The sequence below is a fragment of the Saccharothrix espanaensis DSM 44229 genome (assembly GCF_000328705.1).
Lineage (GTDB): Bacteria > Actinomycetota > Actinomycetes > Mycobacteriales > Pseudonocardiaceae > Actinosynnema > Actinosynnema espanaense.
This window is the reverse complement of the sequence record NC_019673.1, coordinates 836,401-851,013: the sequence shown is the minus strand read 5'-3', so window position 1 is coordinate 851,013 and position 14,613 is coordinate 836,401. Positions and strand designations below refer to the sequence as shown.

At 72.9% G+C, this 14,613-nt stretch carries 15 protein-coding genes; 5 read left to right on the top strand and 10 right to left on the bottom strand.

The genetic code is table 11. The features are described 5' to 3' along the window. Positions 1-57: 57 nt before the first annotated feature. The 3 genes from BN6_RS43225 to BN6_RS04130 are packed head-to-tail and all read right to left on the bottom strand — an operon-like array spanning position 58 to position 2,884. Positions 58-879 (bottom strand): NUDIX domain-containing protein, encoded by an 822-nt coding sequence (locus BN6_RS43225; RefSeq protein ID WP_015098283.1) that lies wholly within the window; start codon positions 877-879, stop codon positions 58-60. Between the two features lie 17 nt (positions 880-896). Further along, the gene (locus BN6_RS04135) at positions 897-2,165 is read right to left on the bottom strand and encodes a sensor histidine kinase (protein WP_015098282.1); all 1,269 of its coding nucleotides are present in this window, start codon (positions 2,163-2,165) and stop codon (positions 897-899) included. Beyond that, entirely contained in the window at positions 2,162-2,884 is a 723-nt protein-coding gene (locus BN6_RS04130) for a response regulator transcription factor (protein ID WP_231904984.1), read from the bottom strand. The genes BN6_RS04135 and BN6_RS04130 overlap by 4 nt, the downstream gene beginning before the upstream one ends. A gap of 156 nt (positions 2,885-3,040) precedes the next feature. Between BN6_RS04130 and BN6_RS04125 the strand changes: the two genes are divergently transcribed. The 4 genes from BN6_RS04125 to BN6_RS04110 all read left to right on the top strand — a co-directional run bounded on the left by BN6_RS04125 (position 3,041) and on the right by BN6_RS04110 (position 6,876). Continuing rightward, on the top strand, positions 3,041-4,171 hold the full coding sequence (locus tag BN6_RS04125) for a LolA family protein (protein WP_015098280.1): 1,131 nt from the start codon (positions 3,041-3,043) through the stop codon (positions 4,169-4,171). Positions 4,172-4,251: 80 nt separating this feature from the next. After that, positions 4,252-5,262 carry an ABC transporter ATP-binding protein gene (locus BN6_RS04120; RefSeq protein WP_015098279.1) on the top strand — a complete coding sequence of 337 codons (1,011 nt, stop codon included), beginning with the start codon at positions 4,252-4,254 and terminating at the stop codon, positions 5,260-5,262. Further along, complete coding sequence (locus BN6_RS04115; RefSeq protein ID WP_015098278.1) at positions 5,262-6,095, top strand: ABC transporter permease subunit; 834 nt, start codon at positions 5,262-5,264, stop codon at positions 6,093-6,095. Before BN6_RS04120 ends, BN6_RS04115 begins: the two co-directional genes overlap by 1 nt. Positions 6,096-6,336: 241 nt before the next feature. Beyond that, entirely contained in the window at positions 6,337-6,876 is a 540-nt protein-coding gene (locus BN6_RS04110; RefSeq protein ID WP_015098277.1) for a GNAT family N-acetyltransferase, read from the top strand. A gap of 206 nt (positions 6,877-7,082) precedes the next feature. On the opposite strand, the gene BN6_RS04105 is transcribed toward BN6_RS04110, so the two are convergent. The 3 genes from BN6_RS04105 to BN6_RS04095 form a co-directional block, all read right to left on the bottom strand. Then, positions 7,083-8,102: an ABC transporter ATP-binding protein gene (locus BN6_RS04105; protein ID WP_015098276.1), complete on the bottom strand. Its 1,020-nt coding sequence runs from the start codon at positions 8,100-8,102 to the stop codon at positions 7,083-7,085. Beyond that, on the bottom strand, positions 8,103-9,650 hold the full coding sequence (locus tag BN6_RS04100; RefSeq protein ID WP_041311876.1) for an ABC transporter permease: 1,548 nt from the start codon (positions 9,648-9,650) through the stop codon (positions 8,103-8,105). It lies immediately after the preceding gene. A gap of 278 nt (positions 9,651-9,928) precedes the next feature. Then, positions 9,929-10,963, bottom strand: a complete 1,035-nt coding sequence (locus BN6_RS04095; protein ID WP_015098274.1) for a thiamine ABC transporter substrate-binding protein — start codon at positions 10,961-10,963, stop codon at positions 9,929-9,931. 137 nt (positions 10,964-11,100) lie between these two features. Here BN6_RS04095 and BN6_RS04090 point away from each other — a divergent pair, with 137 nt between their 5' ends. Next, positions 11,101-11,394: a 4a-hydroxytetrahydrobiopterin dehydratase gene (locus tag BN6_RS04090; protein WP_015098273.1), complete on the top strand. Its 294-nt coding sequence runs from the start codon at positions 11,101-11,103 to the stop codon at positions 11,392-11,394. On the opposite strand, the gene BN6_RS04085 is transcribed toward BN6_RS04090, so the two are convergent. The 4 genes from BN6_RS04085 to ychF all read right to left on the bottom strand — a co-directional run bounded on the left by BN6_RS04085 (position 11,350) and on the right by ychF (position 14,596). Continuing rightward, entirely contained in the window at positions 11,350-12,555 is a 1,206-nt protein-coding gene (locus BN6_RS04085) for a mannosyltransferase (RefSeq protein WP_015098272.1), read from the bottom strand. The two genes, BN6_RS04090 and BN6_RS04085, sit on opposite strands and share 45 nt — an antisense overlap. A gap of 323 nt (positions 12,556-12,878) precedes the next feature. Beyond that, complete coding sequence (locus BN6_RS04080; protein ID WP_015098270.1) at positions 12,879-13,133, bottom strand: Txe/YoeB family addiction module toxin; 255 nt, start codon at positions 13,131-13,133, stop codon at positions 12,879-12,881. Next, positions 13,130-13,411: a type II toxin-antitoxin system Phd/YefM family antitoxin gene (locus tag BN6_RS04075; RefSeq protein ID WP_041311874.1), complete on the bottom strand. Its 282-nt coding sequence runs from the start codon at positions 13,409-13,411 to the stop codon at positions 13,130-13,132. Before BN6_RS04075 ends, BN6_RS04080 begins: the two co-directional genes overlap by 4 nt. A gap of 105 nt (positions 13,412-13,516) precedes the next feature. Further along, positions 13,517-14,596: a redox-regulated ATPase YchF gene (ychF, locus tag BN6_RS04070; RefSeq protein WP_041311872.1), complete on the bottom strand. Its 1,080-nt coding sequence runs from the start codon at positions 14,594-14,596 to the stop codon at positions 13,517-13,519. Positions 14,597-14,613: the final 17 nt, after the last annotated feature.

Genomic DNA, 14,613 nt, shown 5'->3' with positions numbered 1-14,613 from the left:
TCCCGCAGTCAGGCCATTCCGAAGTCGGAACTGTCCCGGAGCCTGGCCGACCCAAGGTCAGGCGGGCGGGTCCAGCAGGTCGTGCAGCGCCGGCAGCACGACCCGGTCCGCGGCCAGCCAGTTCAGGTTGTCCAGCTCGTCCGACCCGATCCAGCGCACCTCGGGGTGGTCCAGCGCCCGGGGCTCGCCGGCGACCAGCTCGGCGCGGTAGACCCGCAGCAGGTGGTCGGCCCGCAACGGGATGTCCGGCCCGATCTGCTCCCCCGCCACGACCTCGGCCCCGAGCTCCTCGACGCACTCGCGCGCCACGGCGGCCCGGTCGTCCTCCCCCGGCTCGACCCGCCCGCCGGGCAGCTCCCAGCCGCCGGCCAGCCGTTCCGGGTGGCCGCGCCGCTGCGCGAGCAGCAGCCCGTCGCGCACGATCGCCGCCGCGACCACGACCTTGGCGCCCACCAGCTCACGGCTGCGCGCCGACACCGCCTCGGCCCGCGCCTGGAGCACCTTCAGCGCCAACCCCCGGCCCACGATCACGTCCGCCAGCCGGCCGAACGGCCCGCCGGGGCTGGTCCACTCCACCGAGTCCACCACCATCGTGCCGCCGCCGGTGTGCAGCAGGTCGGTGATCAGCACGAACCTCGGCAGCGGCCCGCCGACCAGCTCCGCCGACACCCCGGTGGTGTCCGCCCTGGTGACCAGCAGCGTCCCGGCCACCGGGCCGACCGAGCCGGCCAGCTCGGCGCCCACGTACAGCACCGGGCCGGCGGTGATCCGCACGCCGAGGCCGCGGATCGACCGGGCCAGCAGCCGGGCGTCCAGCAGGGCCGCGGCGACCGTGCGCAGCGGGGCGTCTACCAGCGTGGTCGCTCGGAGCTCGGGCACGGGACAAGATCCTGCCATCACCGGTAGGCGGGCCAGCGCACCTCCAGGCGCGCGCCACCCTCCGGCGACTCCATCGCCCGGACCGTGCCCTTGCGCCGGGTCACCAGGTGCGCCACCAGGGCCAGGCCCAGGCCGAACCCGCCGGTCGCCCGGCCCCGGTCGGACTCGACCCGGTAGAACCGGTCGAACACCTTCTCCCGGTGCTCGGGCGGGATGCCGTGGCCGTCGTCGTCGACCACCAGCCGGATCTCGCCGGGCGCGGGCAGCACCGAGATCCGGATGAACGTCTCGGCGTACCGGCCGGCGTTGCGGATCAGGTTGTCCAGCACCAGCTCGACCTCGGACCGCGCGACCTGGATCAGGCACGCGGTCATCGGCGCGTGCACGGTGACCAGCAGCTCGCTCTTGGGCACCCGCATGACCGCGGCCTGGGCCTGCAGGACCACGTCCACCGGCTCGGCGCGCGGCAGGTCGCCGGTGTCCGCGCGGGCCAGCATGAGCAGCGCGTCGACCAGGTTCGACAGCCGCTCGGACTCCTCGACCACGGACTCCAGCACCTCGATGGAGAAGTCCGGGTCCGGGTGCGCCACGGCGACCTCGGCCTGCGCGCGCACCGACGTGACCGGGGAGCGCAGCTCGTGCGCGGCGTCGCCGGTGAACCGGCGCAGCCGCTCGCTGGCCTCGTCCCGCCGGGCCAGCAGGGCGTTGAGGGCTTCGGCGAGCGCCTGCAGCTCGTCCCGGGTGGGCGGCACCGGCAGGCGTTCGCCGGCGGGCAGCTCGCCGGCGGCGATCCGCATCCGCTCGACCGGGCGCAGCGAGGACCGGACCGACAGCCAGGTGGCGATCCCGACCAGGCCCGCGACCAGCACCGCGGCCACCGCGAGCCACTTGGTGCCCAGGTCGTTGGCCCGCCCGTAGCCGACCAGGGTGTCCCCGGCGACGTGCAGCCGCGGCGTGCCGTCGGGGGCGAACACCACCCGGCCGATCCAGCGGTGGGCGCTCGCGCCGTCCAGCCGGAGCACCTTCTGGCCCGCCTTGAGCTGCCGGATGTCCTGCGCGGTGAGCTCCGGGCGCGGGCCGCCGTCCAGCGGGGTGCCCGCGATGTCGAGCACCCGCACGGCCGAGGCCCGGTCCAGTTCCGCGTCCACCGCGTGGACCTGCACCATCCCGATCAGGCTCGGGGCGAGCAGGGTCAGCGCCAGCAGGCACAGCAGGGCCACGCCGGTCGCGACGACGGTGATCCGGAACCGCAGCGTGCGCCGCAGCCACCAGCGGCGGGGGCTCACTTGCGGCGGGCGGCCGTCGAGTCCAGCGCCGCGTCCAGGTCGGGTGTCGAGGCCAGGTAGCCGTGACCGCGCACGGTGCGCACCACCTCCCCCGCGCCCATCGCGTCCAGCTTGCGCCGCAGGTAGCCGACGTACACCTCGACCGCGTTGCGGGTCGCCGCCTGCTCGTCGCCCCAGACCGTGCGCAGCAGCTCGTCCTTGGTGACCACCGAGCCCGCGCGACTGGCCAGCACGTCCAGCACGGCGTACTCCCGGGGCGACAGGCTGACCGGCGCGCCCGCCCAGCTCACCTCGCGCACCGCGCGGTCCACCACCAGCTCGCCGAGCTTGAGCTTGCGCCGGGCCAGGTCCGCCTGGTTGCGCCGCAGCAGCGCCCGGACCTGCGCGACCAGCACCACGAAGCTGAACGGCTTGACCAGGTAGCCGTCCGCCCCCAGGTCCAGCCCGTCGGCCTGGTCGACCTCGCCGTCCTTGGCCGAGACCATCAGCACCGGGGTGCGCACGCCCTCCGCGCGCATCCGCTGGAGCACCCGGTAGCCGCTGAGCCCCGGCAGCATGATGTCCAGCAGCACCACGTCGAACGCCCCGGTCAGCGCCACGCGCAGGGCGTTCGGCCCGTCCGCGGCGGTGACCACCTCCATGCCCTCGGCGGACAGGCCGCGTTCGAGCGCGCGCCGCACGCCCACCTCGTCGTCAACTACCAGCACCCGTGGCCTCACGCAGCACAGGATGCCCGCAAAGGAGGACAATCGGCGCGGGATCCTCAGTCCGTTCTCAGCGTCGGGGCGACTCTCAGCGTGATCTCAGCCCAGCCGGAGGAACGTCTGTGGTGTCGGACCGGCACCCGGTCGGCCGACGCCCGAGGAGGAGGGGACATGAACCGGAAGAGGGTGACGGTGGTCGCCGCGGCGTTCGGCGTCGTCGCCGGAGCCGCGGGCCTGGGGGTGCTCGCGCTGCCCGCCGGTGCGGGTCCCGCTCCCGTCCTGCCGGACGTGAGCGCGGAGTCCCTGGTCGAGTCCGTCCTGACCGCGAAACCGGCGGCGTTCGGCGGCGCGGTCGAGGTGAACAACGACCTCGGCATTCCCGCGCTGGCCGGGCTGCCGCAGCTGTCCGACGGCGAGTCGAAGCTGCGCATGTGGACCGACGGCGAGGGCCGCGTGCGGGTGCAGCTGCCCGCCGGCGACTCCGAGCGCACGTTCGTGGACGACGGGCAGACCGGTTGGCTGTGGAACTCGGCCGACCAGACCGTGACGAAGCTCCCGCACGGCTCGGTGCAGGAACCGAAGATCGACCTCGACCCGGGCGAGGGGCAGCAGCTCCCGCCGGACCCGGTGTCGCTCTCGCGCGAGGTCGTCGCGAAGGTCAAGGAGTTCAGCGACGTCACGGTGGACGGCACCGCCCGCGTGGCCGGCCGGCCGACCTACGAGCTGGTGCTGACCCCGAAGCCGACCGAGCGCACCGTGCTGCGCGAGGTCCGGGTCGCGATCGACTCCGAGCTGCGGATCCCGCTGCGGGTGGCCGTGCTGACCAACGGCACGAACAACCCGGCGGTGCAGGTCGGCTTCGCGGACCTGACCGTGGGCCCGCAGGACGCCGCGCTGTTCTCCTTCACCCCGCCCGCGGGCGCGAAGGTCGAGCAGCCGGAGGTCAAGGGGCCGAACGACGAGGAGAAGAAGCTGGCCGAGGGCCTGCTCGCGGAGGCCGCTCCGCAGGTCCACGGCGAGGGCTGGGACGTGGTGCTGACCGCGAAGGTCCCGGCGGCGGCGCTGAGCGCGCTGGCCAACGGGCAGCCGTCCGGTGACCGGCCTGGTCACGGCGAGCGGCCGGAGGGCGTCGACGTCCAGAGCCTGCTCAAGCAGCTGGGCAAGCAGGTCAGCGGTCCGTGGGGGAGCGGGACGCTGATCACCACCCGGGTCGGCGGCGTGCTGCTGGCCGACGACGGCCGGGTGGCGCTCGGCCCGGTGCCCGAGCAGGTGCTGACCGAGGCCATCGCCCAGGTCAAGTGAGAACCGGGGTCGACGCCCGGCCGCCCGGCCGGGCGTCGGCCCCACCCACCGCGGGACCTAGTTCAGGGGAGACGAACCGCATGACCACCTCGACCAGCGTGCGGGCGGAGCCGGCCGACACCGGACCCGCCCCGGTCCTCGTCGCCCGGACCCGGGGGCTGCGCAAGGTGTACGGCAGCACCGTGGCGGTGGACCGGGTCGACCTCGACGTGCCCAAGGGCGCGGTGCTCGGGATGCTCGGCCCGAACGGGTCGGGCAAGACCACCACCATCCGGATGATGCTCGGGCTCGTGCGGCCGACCGAGGGGGAGGTCGAGCTGCTGGGGCAGCCGCTGCCCGACGGCGCGGCCGCCGCGCTGCCGCACGTCGGCGCGCTGGTCGAGGGGCCGGGGTTCCACCCGTTCCTGTCCGGGCGGGAGAACCTGCGCCGGGTCGCGGCGTTCGAGCCGCTGCTGGCCACCGGCTCGCTCAAGCAGGCCGTGGAGGACGCGCTGGAGCGCGTCGGCCTGGCCTCCGCCGCCCACCGGCGGTACCGGGGGTACTCGCTGGGCATGAAGCAGCGGCTGGGCCTGGCGTCGGCGCTGCTGGTCGAACGCCGGCTGATCGTGCTGGACGAGCCGACCAACGGCCTCGACCCGGCGGGCACCCGCGAGGTCCGCAACGTCATCGCGGAGCTGAAGAACAACAGCACGTCCGTGGTGGTGTCGTCGCACCTGTTGAGCGAGATCGAGGCGACGTGCACCCACGTGGCCGTGCTGCACCGGGGCACCGTGGTCGCGCAGGGCAGCCTGGCCGAGCTGCTGCAGGCCGAGACCAGCGCCCTGATGATCACCACCCCGGACTGGTTGCAGGCGCTCAACGTGCTGCGCTCCGCCCGGATCTCGGCCCGCGCCTCGACCGAGGGGCTGCGCGTCGAGCTGATCGGGACCACACCGCCGGCCGTGCTGGAGGCGCTGGTCAAGGGCGGCATCAACGTGTGGGAGGCGCGTCGGCAGCGCACCGGTCTGGAGGAGCTGTTCGCCCGGCTCACCGAGGCCGAGGAAGCCGAAGAGGGGTTGTCCGCGGTGGACACCATCGAGGAGGGGGCGTGATGACCACCCTGGTCGCGACTCGGGCTCCGCTGAGCCGTCAACTGCGGTCGGAGCTGCGCTGGATCGTGCGCCGGCCGCGGACGGTGATCGGCCTGTCCGCGCTGTGCCTGGTGCCGATCCTGGCGGGCGTGGGCCTGTGGTTCGCCCTCGACGGCGACGGCCGCGCGGGGCCCGGCCTGGCCGCGATCATCGCCGGCAACGGCCTGGTGCTCCCGATCTTCACCCTGTTCCTGGCACTGCCGCTGCTGCTGCCGCTGGTCGGTGCGATCTGGGCGGCGGACGGCCTGGCCGGCGAGGCGCAGCACGGCACGTTGCGCGGGCTGCTGCTGTCCCCCGTGGGCAGGCTGCGGCTGCTGGCGATCAAGACGTTCGGCGTGGCCACGATGACGTTGCTCGCGGTGGCGCTGCTCGCGGTGGTCGGCACCCTCACCGGCGTCGTGCTGTTCGGCGGCGGCGGGCTGCTGACGCTGTCCGGCAACACCCTGCCGCTGGGTGCGGCGCTGGCCCGGATCGCGCTGACCGTCCTGCTGGTGACCGTGCAGGTGTGGGGCGTGGCGGCGATCGCGCTGGCGATATCCGCGTGCACCGAGCACCCCCTGGTCGTGATGGCCGCGACCCTGGCGGGCGTGATCGTCTCCGGCGTCCTGGGCCTGTTCAGCGCGCTGGACTGGCTGCACCCCTACCTGATCACCTCGGGGTGGGAGGGCCTGACCGACATCATGCGCGACCCGCTGCCCACCGGCGAGCTGTGGAACAGCACCGCCCTGGCCGGCTGCTACATCCTGATCGGCCTCTCCCTGGCCGCGATGCGCATCGCCACCAAGGACAACTGACCACCACCCCACCAGCCCGCCCGGTGGCGCGGCAGGACCCAGTCGACACCCGACCAGGCCCCACCGCGCCACCACCCTCGGTGCCCCCGCCCCCACACGCCACCCCGCATCCCGCCCCGCACTCACCCACCGCGCCGCACCATCCCGCGCACCGCACCGCGCCGCCACCGCACCACCCCGCGCCGCGTCCGCGCGCCGAAAATCCCCGGCGATTTCGGGGTGCGTAGGGCATCGTGTACCCGTGTTCCTGGAGACCGAACGGCTGGCGTTGCGCGACTTCGCACCGTCCGATGTGGACGCCCTGGTCGACCTGCACGCCGATCCGGCCGTCATGCGCTACCTGGAGGGCGGCCGGCCGCTGGACCGCGCCGCCGTCGAGCACGACCTGCTGCCGCGCTACCTGCGGGCGTCGGGCTGGTGGGCGGGCGTGGTGAAGGCGACCGGGGAGCTGGTGGGCGCGTTCGAGTTCCGCGAGGTCGAGCCGGGCGTGCGCGAACTCGGCTACCGGCTGCACAGCCGCCACTGGGGCGTCGGCTACGCGACCGAGGTGTCCCGGGCCTTGGTGGACAAGGGTTTCCGCGACTTGGGCGTGCTCCGCGTGGTCGCCACCACGATGTCGGTGAACCACAACTCCCGCCGCGTGATGGAGAAGACCGGCCTCCGCTTCCGCCGCACGTTCTTCGAGGACTGGCCGGAACCCATCCCCGGTTCCGACCAGGGCGAGGTCGAGTACAGCCTGACCCACGCCGAGTGGTCCGCCGCCCGACCCGACTCCACCTGAGCAACCGACCACGCCCGGCACCTCCAGACCACGCCCGACCCGATCGGACCACGCCCGACCCAGCCGGACCCAGCCAGACCCCGACCCAGCCGGACGACGCCGACCGCCGGACAACTCCCGCGCACCAACGGCCGCCGCGCGCCAACTCCCCCGCGCCAACGGCCGGCCGCCGAAGCGCACCGCCGCTGCCAACCGAGTCGTGCCGGCTAGCCGATGACGGCCACGCCGTCCGGGTCGATCGACAACCGCACGCGCGCCCCGACTTCCGGCGGGTCCGCGATGGCCGCCACCGCTTCGAACTCCTCGCCGAGCAAGCCCCCGGCACCGGATTCACCGCCCGTTCCGGCGGGCTCGGTGGTGAGGCGGACGAGCAGGCGGACGTGGTCGCGGCGGTGGGCTCGTTCCACGACTTCGGCTTCCAGCGGGCCGTCCGAACTCACGTGCAGCGCCGTCGCGCGCAGGCCCACCCGGGCCGGCACGCCGACCAGGCGGTCCGCCTCGCCGGCGGCCAGCACCTTCCCGCACCCCAGGAACCGGGCGACCTCGACGTCCGCCGGCGAGCGCCACACCTGCGCGGGCGGTCCCACCTGGCGGATCCGGCCGGCCCTCATCACGGCCACCCGGTCGGCCAGGGTGAACGCCTCGTCGTGGTCGTGCGTGACCACCAGCGCGGTCGCGCCCGCCTCCCGCAGCACCCTGGCCAGGTCGACCGCCAGCGACTCGCGCAACGCCCGGTCCAGCGCCGACAGCGGCTCGTCGAGCAGCAGGAGCCGGGGCCGGGGTGCCAGCGCCCGCGCCAGCGCCACCCGCTGCTGCTCGCCGCCGGACAGCTCGGTCACCTTCCGCCGCTGGTACCCGCCCAGCCCGACCAGTTCCAGCAGCTCGGCGACCCGCTTGCGGCGTGCCTCGCGCTCGACCCGGCGCATCCGCAGCCCGAAGGCGACGTTCCCGGCCACGTCCCGGTGCGGGAACAGCTGCCCGTCCTGGAACACCAGCCCGAAACCGCGCCGGTGCACGGGCGTTCCGGCGAGGTCCGCGCCGTCCCACGTCACGGTCCCGGCGGAGGGCACCTCCAGGCCCGCGACCGCCCGCAGCAGCGTGGACTTGCCGCACCCGGACGGCCCGAGCAGCGCCACCACCTCGCCGTCGCCCACCGCGAGGTCGACCTCCGACACCGCGGCCACGTCCCCGTACCGGACGCTGATCCCGTTCAGCCCCAACGACATCTAGAACTCCCCGCCGGCCGGCACCCGCAGCCGCTCGATCAGCAGCACCGCCGCCGTGGTCACCACCATCAGCAGCGCGCACGCCGCGTACGCCATCTGGCTGTTCAACTCCCCCGGCCGCGCCATCAGCCGGGCGATCACCACCGGCAGCGTCGGCGCGTCCGGCCGGGCCAGGAAGCTGGTCGCCCCGAACTCCCCGAGCGCCACCACGAACCCGAACCCGGCCGCGGCGACCAGCGACCGCGACGCCAGCGGCAGGTCGACCTCGCGCCACACCTTCCACGGGCTCGCGCCCAGCGACGACGCCGCCTGCCGCAGCCGTTCGTCCACCGCCCGCAGCACCGGCAGCACGATCCGCACGATCAGCGGCGTCACCACCAGCGCCTGCGCCAGCGGCACGAGCAGCGGCGAGGTCCGGAAGTCACCGGGCAGCGCGTCCATGGTGATCAGGTAGCCGAACCCGACCGTCACCGCGGACACCCCCAGCGGCAGCATCAACGCGGTGTCCAGCGCCTCGGCGAACCACGACCGGTGCCGGCGCAAGCCGACCAGCACCACCGCCGACACGACACCGACCAGCAGCGCCACCAGGGTCGCGTCGGTGGCGACCCGCACCGAGTTCACCGCCGCCTGCCACCCGGACACCGCGAGCGTCCCGCGCTCCCCCGTCCCGGCCAGCGCCCGGTACCCGGCCAGGCTCCACCCGTCCCCGGTTGACAGCGAGCGGACCAGCAGGCCCACGACGGGCAACAGCAGCGCGCACACCACGAGCCACGCCGCCGCGACGACGCCCCACTCACCGCCGACCGGCCGCCGGGTGCTCTCGACCCGCAGCGCCAGCGACTTCTCCCGCCGCCGACGGGCCGCACCGCCCAGCAGCAGCACCGCCAGCACCGCCGCGAACTGCAACAACGACAGCGCCGCCGCGCCCGACAGGTCGAACAGCTCGACCGTGCGCAGGTAGATCTCGGTCTCCAACGTCCGGTAGCGCGCGCCGCCCAGCACCAGCACCACGCCGAAGCTGGTGGCGCAGAACAGGAACACCACCGACGCCGCCGACCCGATCGCGGGGGCCAGCGCGGGCAGCACCACGGAGGTGAAGGCGCGCAGCCGGGACGCGCCCAGCGCCCGCGCCGCGTCCTCGGCCCGCCGGTCGACCTTCGCCCACAGCCCGCCGACGGTCCGCGCGACCACGGCGACGTTGAAGAACGCGTTGGCCAGCACGATCGGCAGCACGCCGCCATCGGGCCACAGCGCCCGGAACGCCAACCCGACCACGACGGTCGGCAGCACGAACGGCACCATCACCGCCGCCCGCACCACCCCCGAACCACGCACCCGGCAACGAGCCAGCAGGAACGCCACCGGCAGCCCCGTGAGCAGCGCCAGCGCCGTGGCGGCCGCGGCCTGCCCGAGGGTGAACCCGATCAGCCCCCACGTGCGCGGGTCGACCAGCGCGGGCCACACCCCGCCGTCACCGAGCCCGAGACCGATGATCGCGGCCACCGGCCAGGCGAAGAACACCCCGAGGAACGCCAGCGGCAGCAAGGCCGCCGCCGTCCACCCCAGCCGCGCACCCGTCCACCGCGCCCCGGACGCCCGCGCCCCGGACCGCCGAACCCCGAAGGACCACCGACCCGCGGGCCCACGCCTGCCAGGCCCACGTCTTCCGGGCCCACGACCTCCTGGCCCGCGCCCCGCGGACCCACGACCTGCGGACCACCGACCACTTGGCCGCTGATCTTCGGGCTGCGGGCCGTCGGGCCGCTGATCTTCAGGCCGCTGGGTCCCGGACGTGCGAGGTGCCGCGGAGCCGTCGGGAGAGCTCAGCCCTGGACCAGGGTGCGCCACTGCTGGACCCACTGCTCGCGGTTCGCGTCGACCTGGCTCGCGGGCAGGGTGCGCGCCTTCGCCGGCAGGGGTGCGGCCTTGGTCCACGCCTCGGGCAGCGCCACGCCCTCGCGGGACGGGTAGACGTACATCTTCCCGGGCACGTCCGCCTGGAACTTGTCCGACAGCAGGAAGTCGACGACCTTGCGCGCGTCGTCGGTGTTCTTCGCGCCGTCCAGCACGCCCGCGTACTCCACCTGCCGGTAGCAGGTGTCGAGCAGCGCCTTGGTGCGCGGGGTGCCGTCGTCGCCGATCTCGGCGGACGGCGAGGACGCGTAGGACACCACGACCGGGCGCGGGCCCTTGCCGCTGGAGCCGGAGAAGTCCTGGGTGTAGGCCTCCTCCCAGCCGCTGACGACCTTCACGCCGTTGCCCTTGAGCTTGGACCAGTAGTCCTGCCAGCCGGACTCGCCGAACTCGGCGATCGTGCCGAGCAGGAACGCCAGGCCCGGCGACGAGGTCGCCGGGTCCTCGACGACCAGCTTGTCCTTGTACTTCGGGTCGGCCAGGTCGGCGTACGACGCCGGCGCGCCCGAGTCCTTGAACGCGACGACGTCGATGTTCACGCACACGTCGCCGACGTCGACCGCGTGCAGCCGGTTCGGCGGGTCGAGCTGGTAGCGCTGCGCGCCCTTGCCCGCCTCGGGCGAGGCGTACTCGGCGAACACGCCCTCCTTGAGCGCCCGGGACGCGAACGTCGAGTCGACGCCGAACGCCACGTCACCCAGCGGGTTGGCCTTGGTCAGCACCAGCTTGTTGGTCAGCTCGCCGGCGTCGCCCGACGCCAGCGGCTTGACCGTGATCCCGGTCTCGGCCTTGAAGGCGTCGAGGACCTCCGGCGAGACCCCGAACGAATCGTGGGTGACGAGGGTCACCACCCGCTCGCCCGCAGGCGGCGGGTCGTTGGCGGTGACGGAGCACGAGGTCAGCGCGACCCCGGCGATGGCGGCGGTCAGCACGCGTCGAAGCATCATCTCTCCCTACACCGGCATGACCCGGATCAGGTGTGGACGGTCGAGGGCTTGCGAGCCCTCCTCTCAGCCCGGCGCAGCACCGGACTCCCGTGGTGACCTCGCACCCTACGCGACGTGGTGGGACGATCGAGGACATGGCCGAGCTGCTGACCGACGACCAGGTGACCGCTGCCCTGTCCGCACTGCCCGACTGGACCGCCCAGGACGCCGCGCTCGTGCGCACGGCGGAGCTGCCGAGCTTCGCGCGGGCGATCCAGGTGGTGAACCGGGTGGCCGAGATCGCCGAGAACGACGACCACCACCCGGACATCGACATCCGCTGGCGCACGCTGGTCTTCCGGTGCAGCACGCACTCCAGCGGCGGGATCACCGCGCTGGACGTGTCACTGGCGGGCGAGATCGACGGCGTGCTCGACGCGCTCGGGTGACCTCCGCCGCAGCGCCACGGCGATCGTGACCAGCGTGAGCAGGCCGACCGCCGGGTAGACCCAGCCCAGCAGCGAGAGGTACCACGGGCGCGGGATGATCCAGATCGACTCCTGCAGGATGAGCAGGATCGAGATCAGGTAGCTGCCGATCGCGAGCAGCCACGCCCACGCCGTCGCGGTCACCAGCGGGCCGCGCGCCTTGCCGTGGACCAGCCACAGCAGGGCCGGGATCGCCCACACCCAGTGGTGGCTCCACGAGATCGGCGACACCAGCAGCCCGAGGAACTGCACGGCGACCAGCATCGCCAGCGTGTCCTTGGCGCGCACCGCCGAGTGCAGCGCCCACGCCGCGAGCCCGACCGCCACCAGCGCGCCGACCAGGAAGATCGGGCCGGTCTGCACGTCGTAGCCGACGGTCCGGGACAGCGCGCCGCGCAGCGACTGGTTGATCGCCGAGCCGACCGGCCCGACCCGGGTGGCGTCGCCCAGCAGCTCGAACCAGAACTGGTTCGACTGGCGGGCGGAGAGCAGGTAGCCCAGGCCGACCGTGCCGCCGAACGCGGCGATGGACCAGGCGGCGGCCTTGAAGTTGCGGGTGACCAGGAAGTAGAGGCCGGTGATGGCCGGGGTGAGCTTGATCCCGGCCGCGATGCCGACGCCCGCGCCGCCCACCCACGGCCGGGCGCTGACCACCGTGCCGACCAGCAGGGCGGCCAGGACGAGGTTGATCTGGCCGTAGTTGAGCGTGGTGCGGACGGGCTCGACCCAGACGAACAGCCCGGTCCACAGCATCGCGCGGCGCGGGTCGTTGCTGCCGACCAGGGTCAGCGACTTGCGCACCAGGAACCACAGGCAGAACAGGCACAGGAGCTGCCAGACCCAGCGCGATGCCTCCCACGAGATCCACGACAGCGGCAGGAACGCGAACGCGGCGAACGGCGGGTAGGTGAACGGCAGGGCGAACTTGTCGGAGAACTCGCTGAGCCGCCACTGGTACAGCTCACCGGTGAACAGCTCCGGCGAGCCGTTGCGGTAGACCATCAGGTCGATCATGGTCATCTGGGTCTGGAACGCCACCATCACCAGGTGGCCGGCCAGCGAGAGCCCGAACAGCCACGGCGCGACGGCGAGGACCCGAGCCTCCACAGCCCGCAGGTTCACAGCCACTACCTCCACGATCGTGTGAATTGCACGACTGCCGGGCCACGAAACGGGGTACCCGGACGTCAAGACGAGTGGGAGATCAACGCAAGGGGATTCGCATGACCGCCGACATCGTCGTGTTCACCGTCGCAGCACTCGGGATGCTGGCCACCGCCGGGGGCGTGTTCGCGCTCGCCCGGCACAGCCGCAACCACGTGCGTTGACGCCGTGATCAACTGACATGGCAACCAGGGGCCTCCCGACACACCGTCGGGGGGCCCGTTCGTCACCACGGGTCGTCATCGGGACAGGACGGCACTGGCCGTCGGTCGCACAGCGGATCAGTAGTGGTAGCGAGCGGCCAGCACGATGATCTCCTCGTCGGTGACGAGGTAGACGAGGCGGTGCTCGTCGTCGATGCGCCGCGACCAAGCCCCGGGCAGGTGGAACTTCAACGGCTCCGGCTTGCCGATCCCCGTGAACGGATCCCGCAGGACGTCCTCGATGAGCTTGTTGATCCGGACGAGCATCTTCCGGTCGTTCTTCAACCAGGACGTGTAGTCCTCCCAGCCCTGGTTCTCGAAAACGAGCCTCACGCGCCGCCGCGCTCCGCATCCGCCTGATCGGGGTTGATCAGCTCGCGCTCGGACACGTCGGCGCGACCGAGCGCGTTCTCGTAGGACTTGAGCAGACGGCGGGCGTTCGCCGGCGAGCGGAGGAGGTACGACCCCTCGCGCAAGGACGCGTAGTCCTCGGCCGAGACGAGCACCGCGTTCCCGTGCTTCGAGACGATCTCGATCGCGTCGTGATCCTCGTTGACCTTCTTGATCAGTGGGAACAGGTCCTTGCGCGCTTTACTCGCGGTGACGGACACGGCTCTACCCCCTTCAGCGAGTGGTACCACATACCGTACCACTCACCGAAGGGCGTGGACACCGCTCCCGCCCGGCCGGGCACCGCGGCGCGGTCGTACGCCTAGTCAGACGTTGAAGCGGAACTCGACCACGTCGCCGTCCACCATCACGTAGTCCTTGCCCTCCATGCGGACCTTGCCGGCGGCCTTCGCGGCAGCCATCGAGCCCGCTTCCACGAGGTCGGCGAAGGACACGACCTCGGCCTTGATGAAGCCGCGCTCGAAGTCGGTGTGGATCACGCCGGCCGCCTGCGGGGCGGTCGCGCCCTTCGGGATGGTCCACGCGCGGGACTCCTTCGGGCCCGCCGTGAGGTAGGTCTGCAGGCCCAGGGTGTGGAAGCCGGCGCGGGCCAGGCCGTACAGGCCCGGTTCGTGCTGGCCGATGGACTCCAGCAGCTCGCGCGCCGACTCCTCGTCCAGCTCCAGCAGCTCCGCCTCGACCTTGGCGTCGAGGAACACCGCGTCCGCCGGCGCGACCAGTTCGCGCAGCTCCTTGACCTTCGCGTCGTCGGTCAGGATGCTCTCGTCGGCGTTGAACACGTAGAGGAACGGCTTGGTGGTCAGCAGGCTCAGCTCGCGCAGCAGCTCACCGTCCACCTCGGACTGGGCGTGGAACAGGGTGCGGCCGGAGTCGAGGATCTCGCGGGCCTTGACCGCGGCGTCCAGCGCGGGCCTGCGGTCCTTCTGGGTCCGGGCCTCCTTCTCCAGCCGGGGCACGACCTTCTCCAGCGTCTGGAGGTCGGCGAGGATCAACTCGGTGTTGATCGTCTCGATGTCGGCCGCCGGGTCGACGCGGCCGTCCACGTGCACCACGTCCGAGTCGTCGAAGACCCGGATGACCTGGCAGATGGCGTTGGCCTCGCGGATGTTGGCGAGGAACTTGTTGCCCAGCCCGGCGCCTTCGGACGCCCCCTTCACGATGCCCGCGATGTCGACGAACGACACCACGGCGGGCACCTCGCGCTCGGAGCCGAAGATCTCCGCCAACTTGGCCAGGCGGGAGTCCGGCAGCGGCACCACGCCGACGTTCGGCTCGATGGTCGCAAACGGGTAGTTCGCGGCCAGCACGTCGTTGCGCGTGAGGGCGTTGAACAGGGTGGACTTGCCGACGTTGGGCAGGCCGACGATGCCGAGGGTCAAACTCACGGTGGGTGAGTCTACGC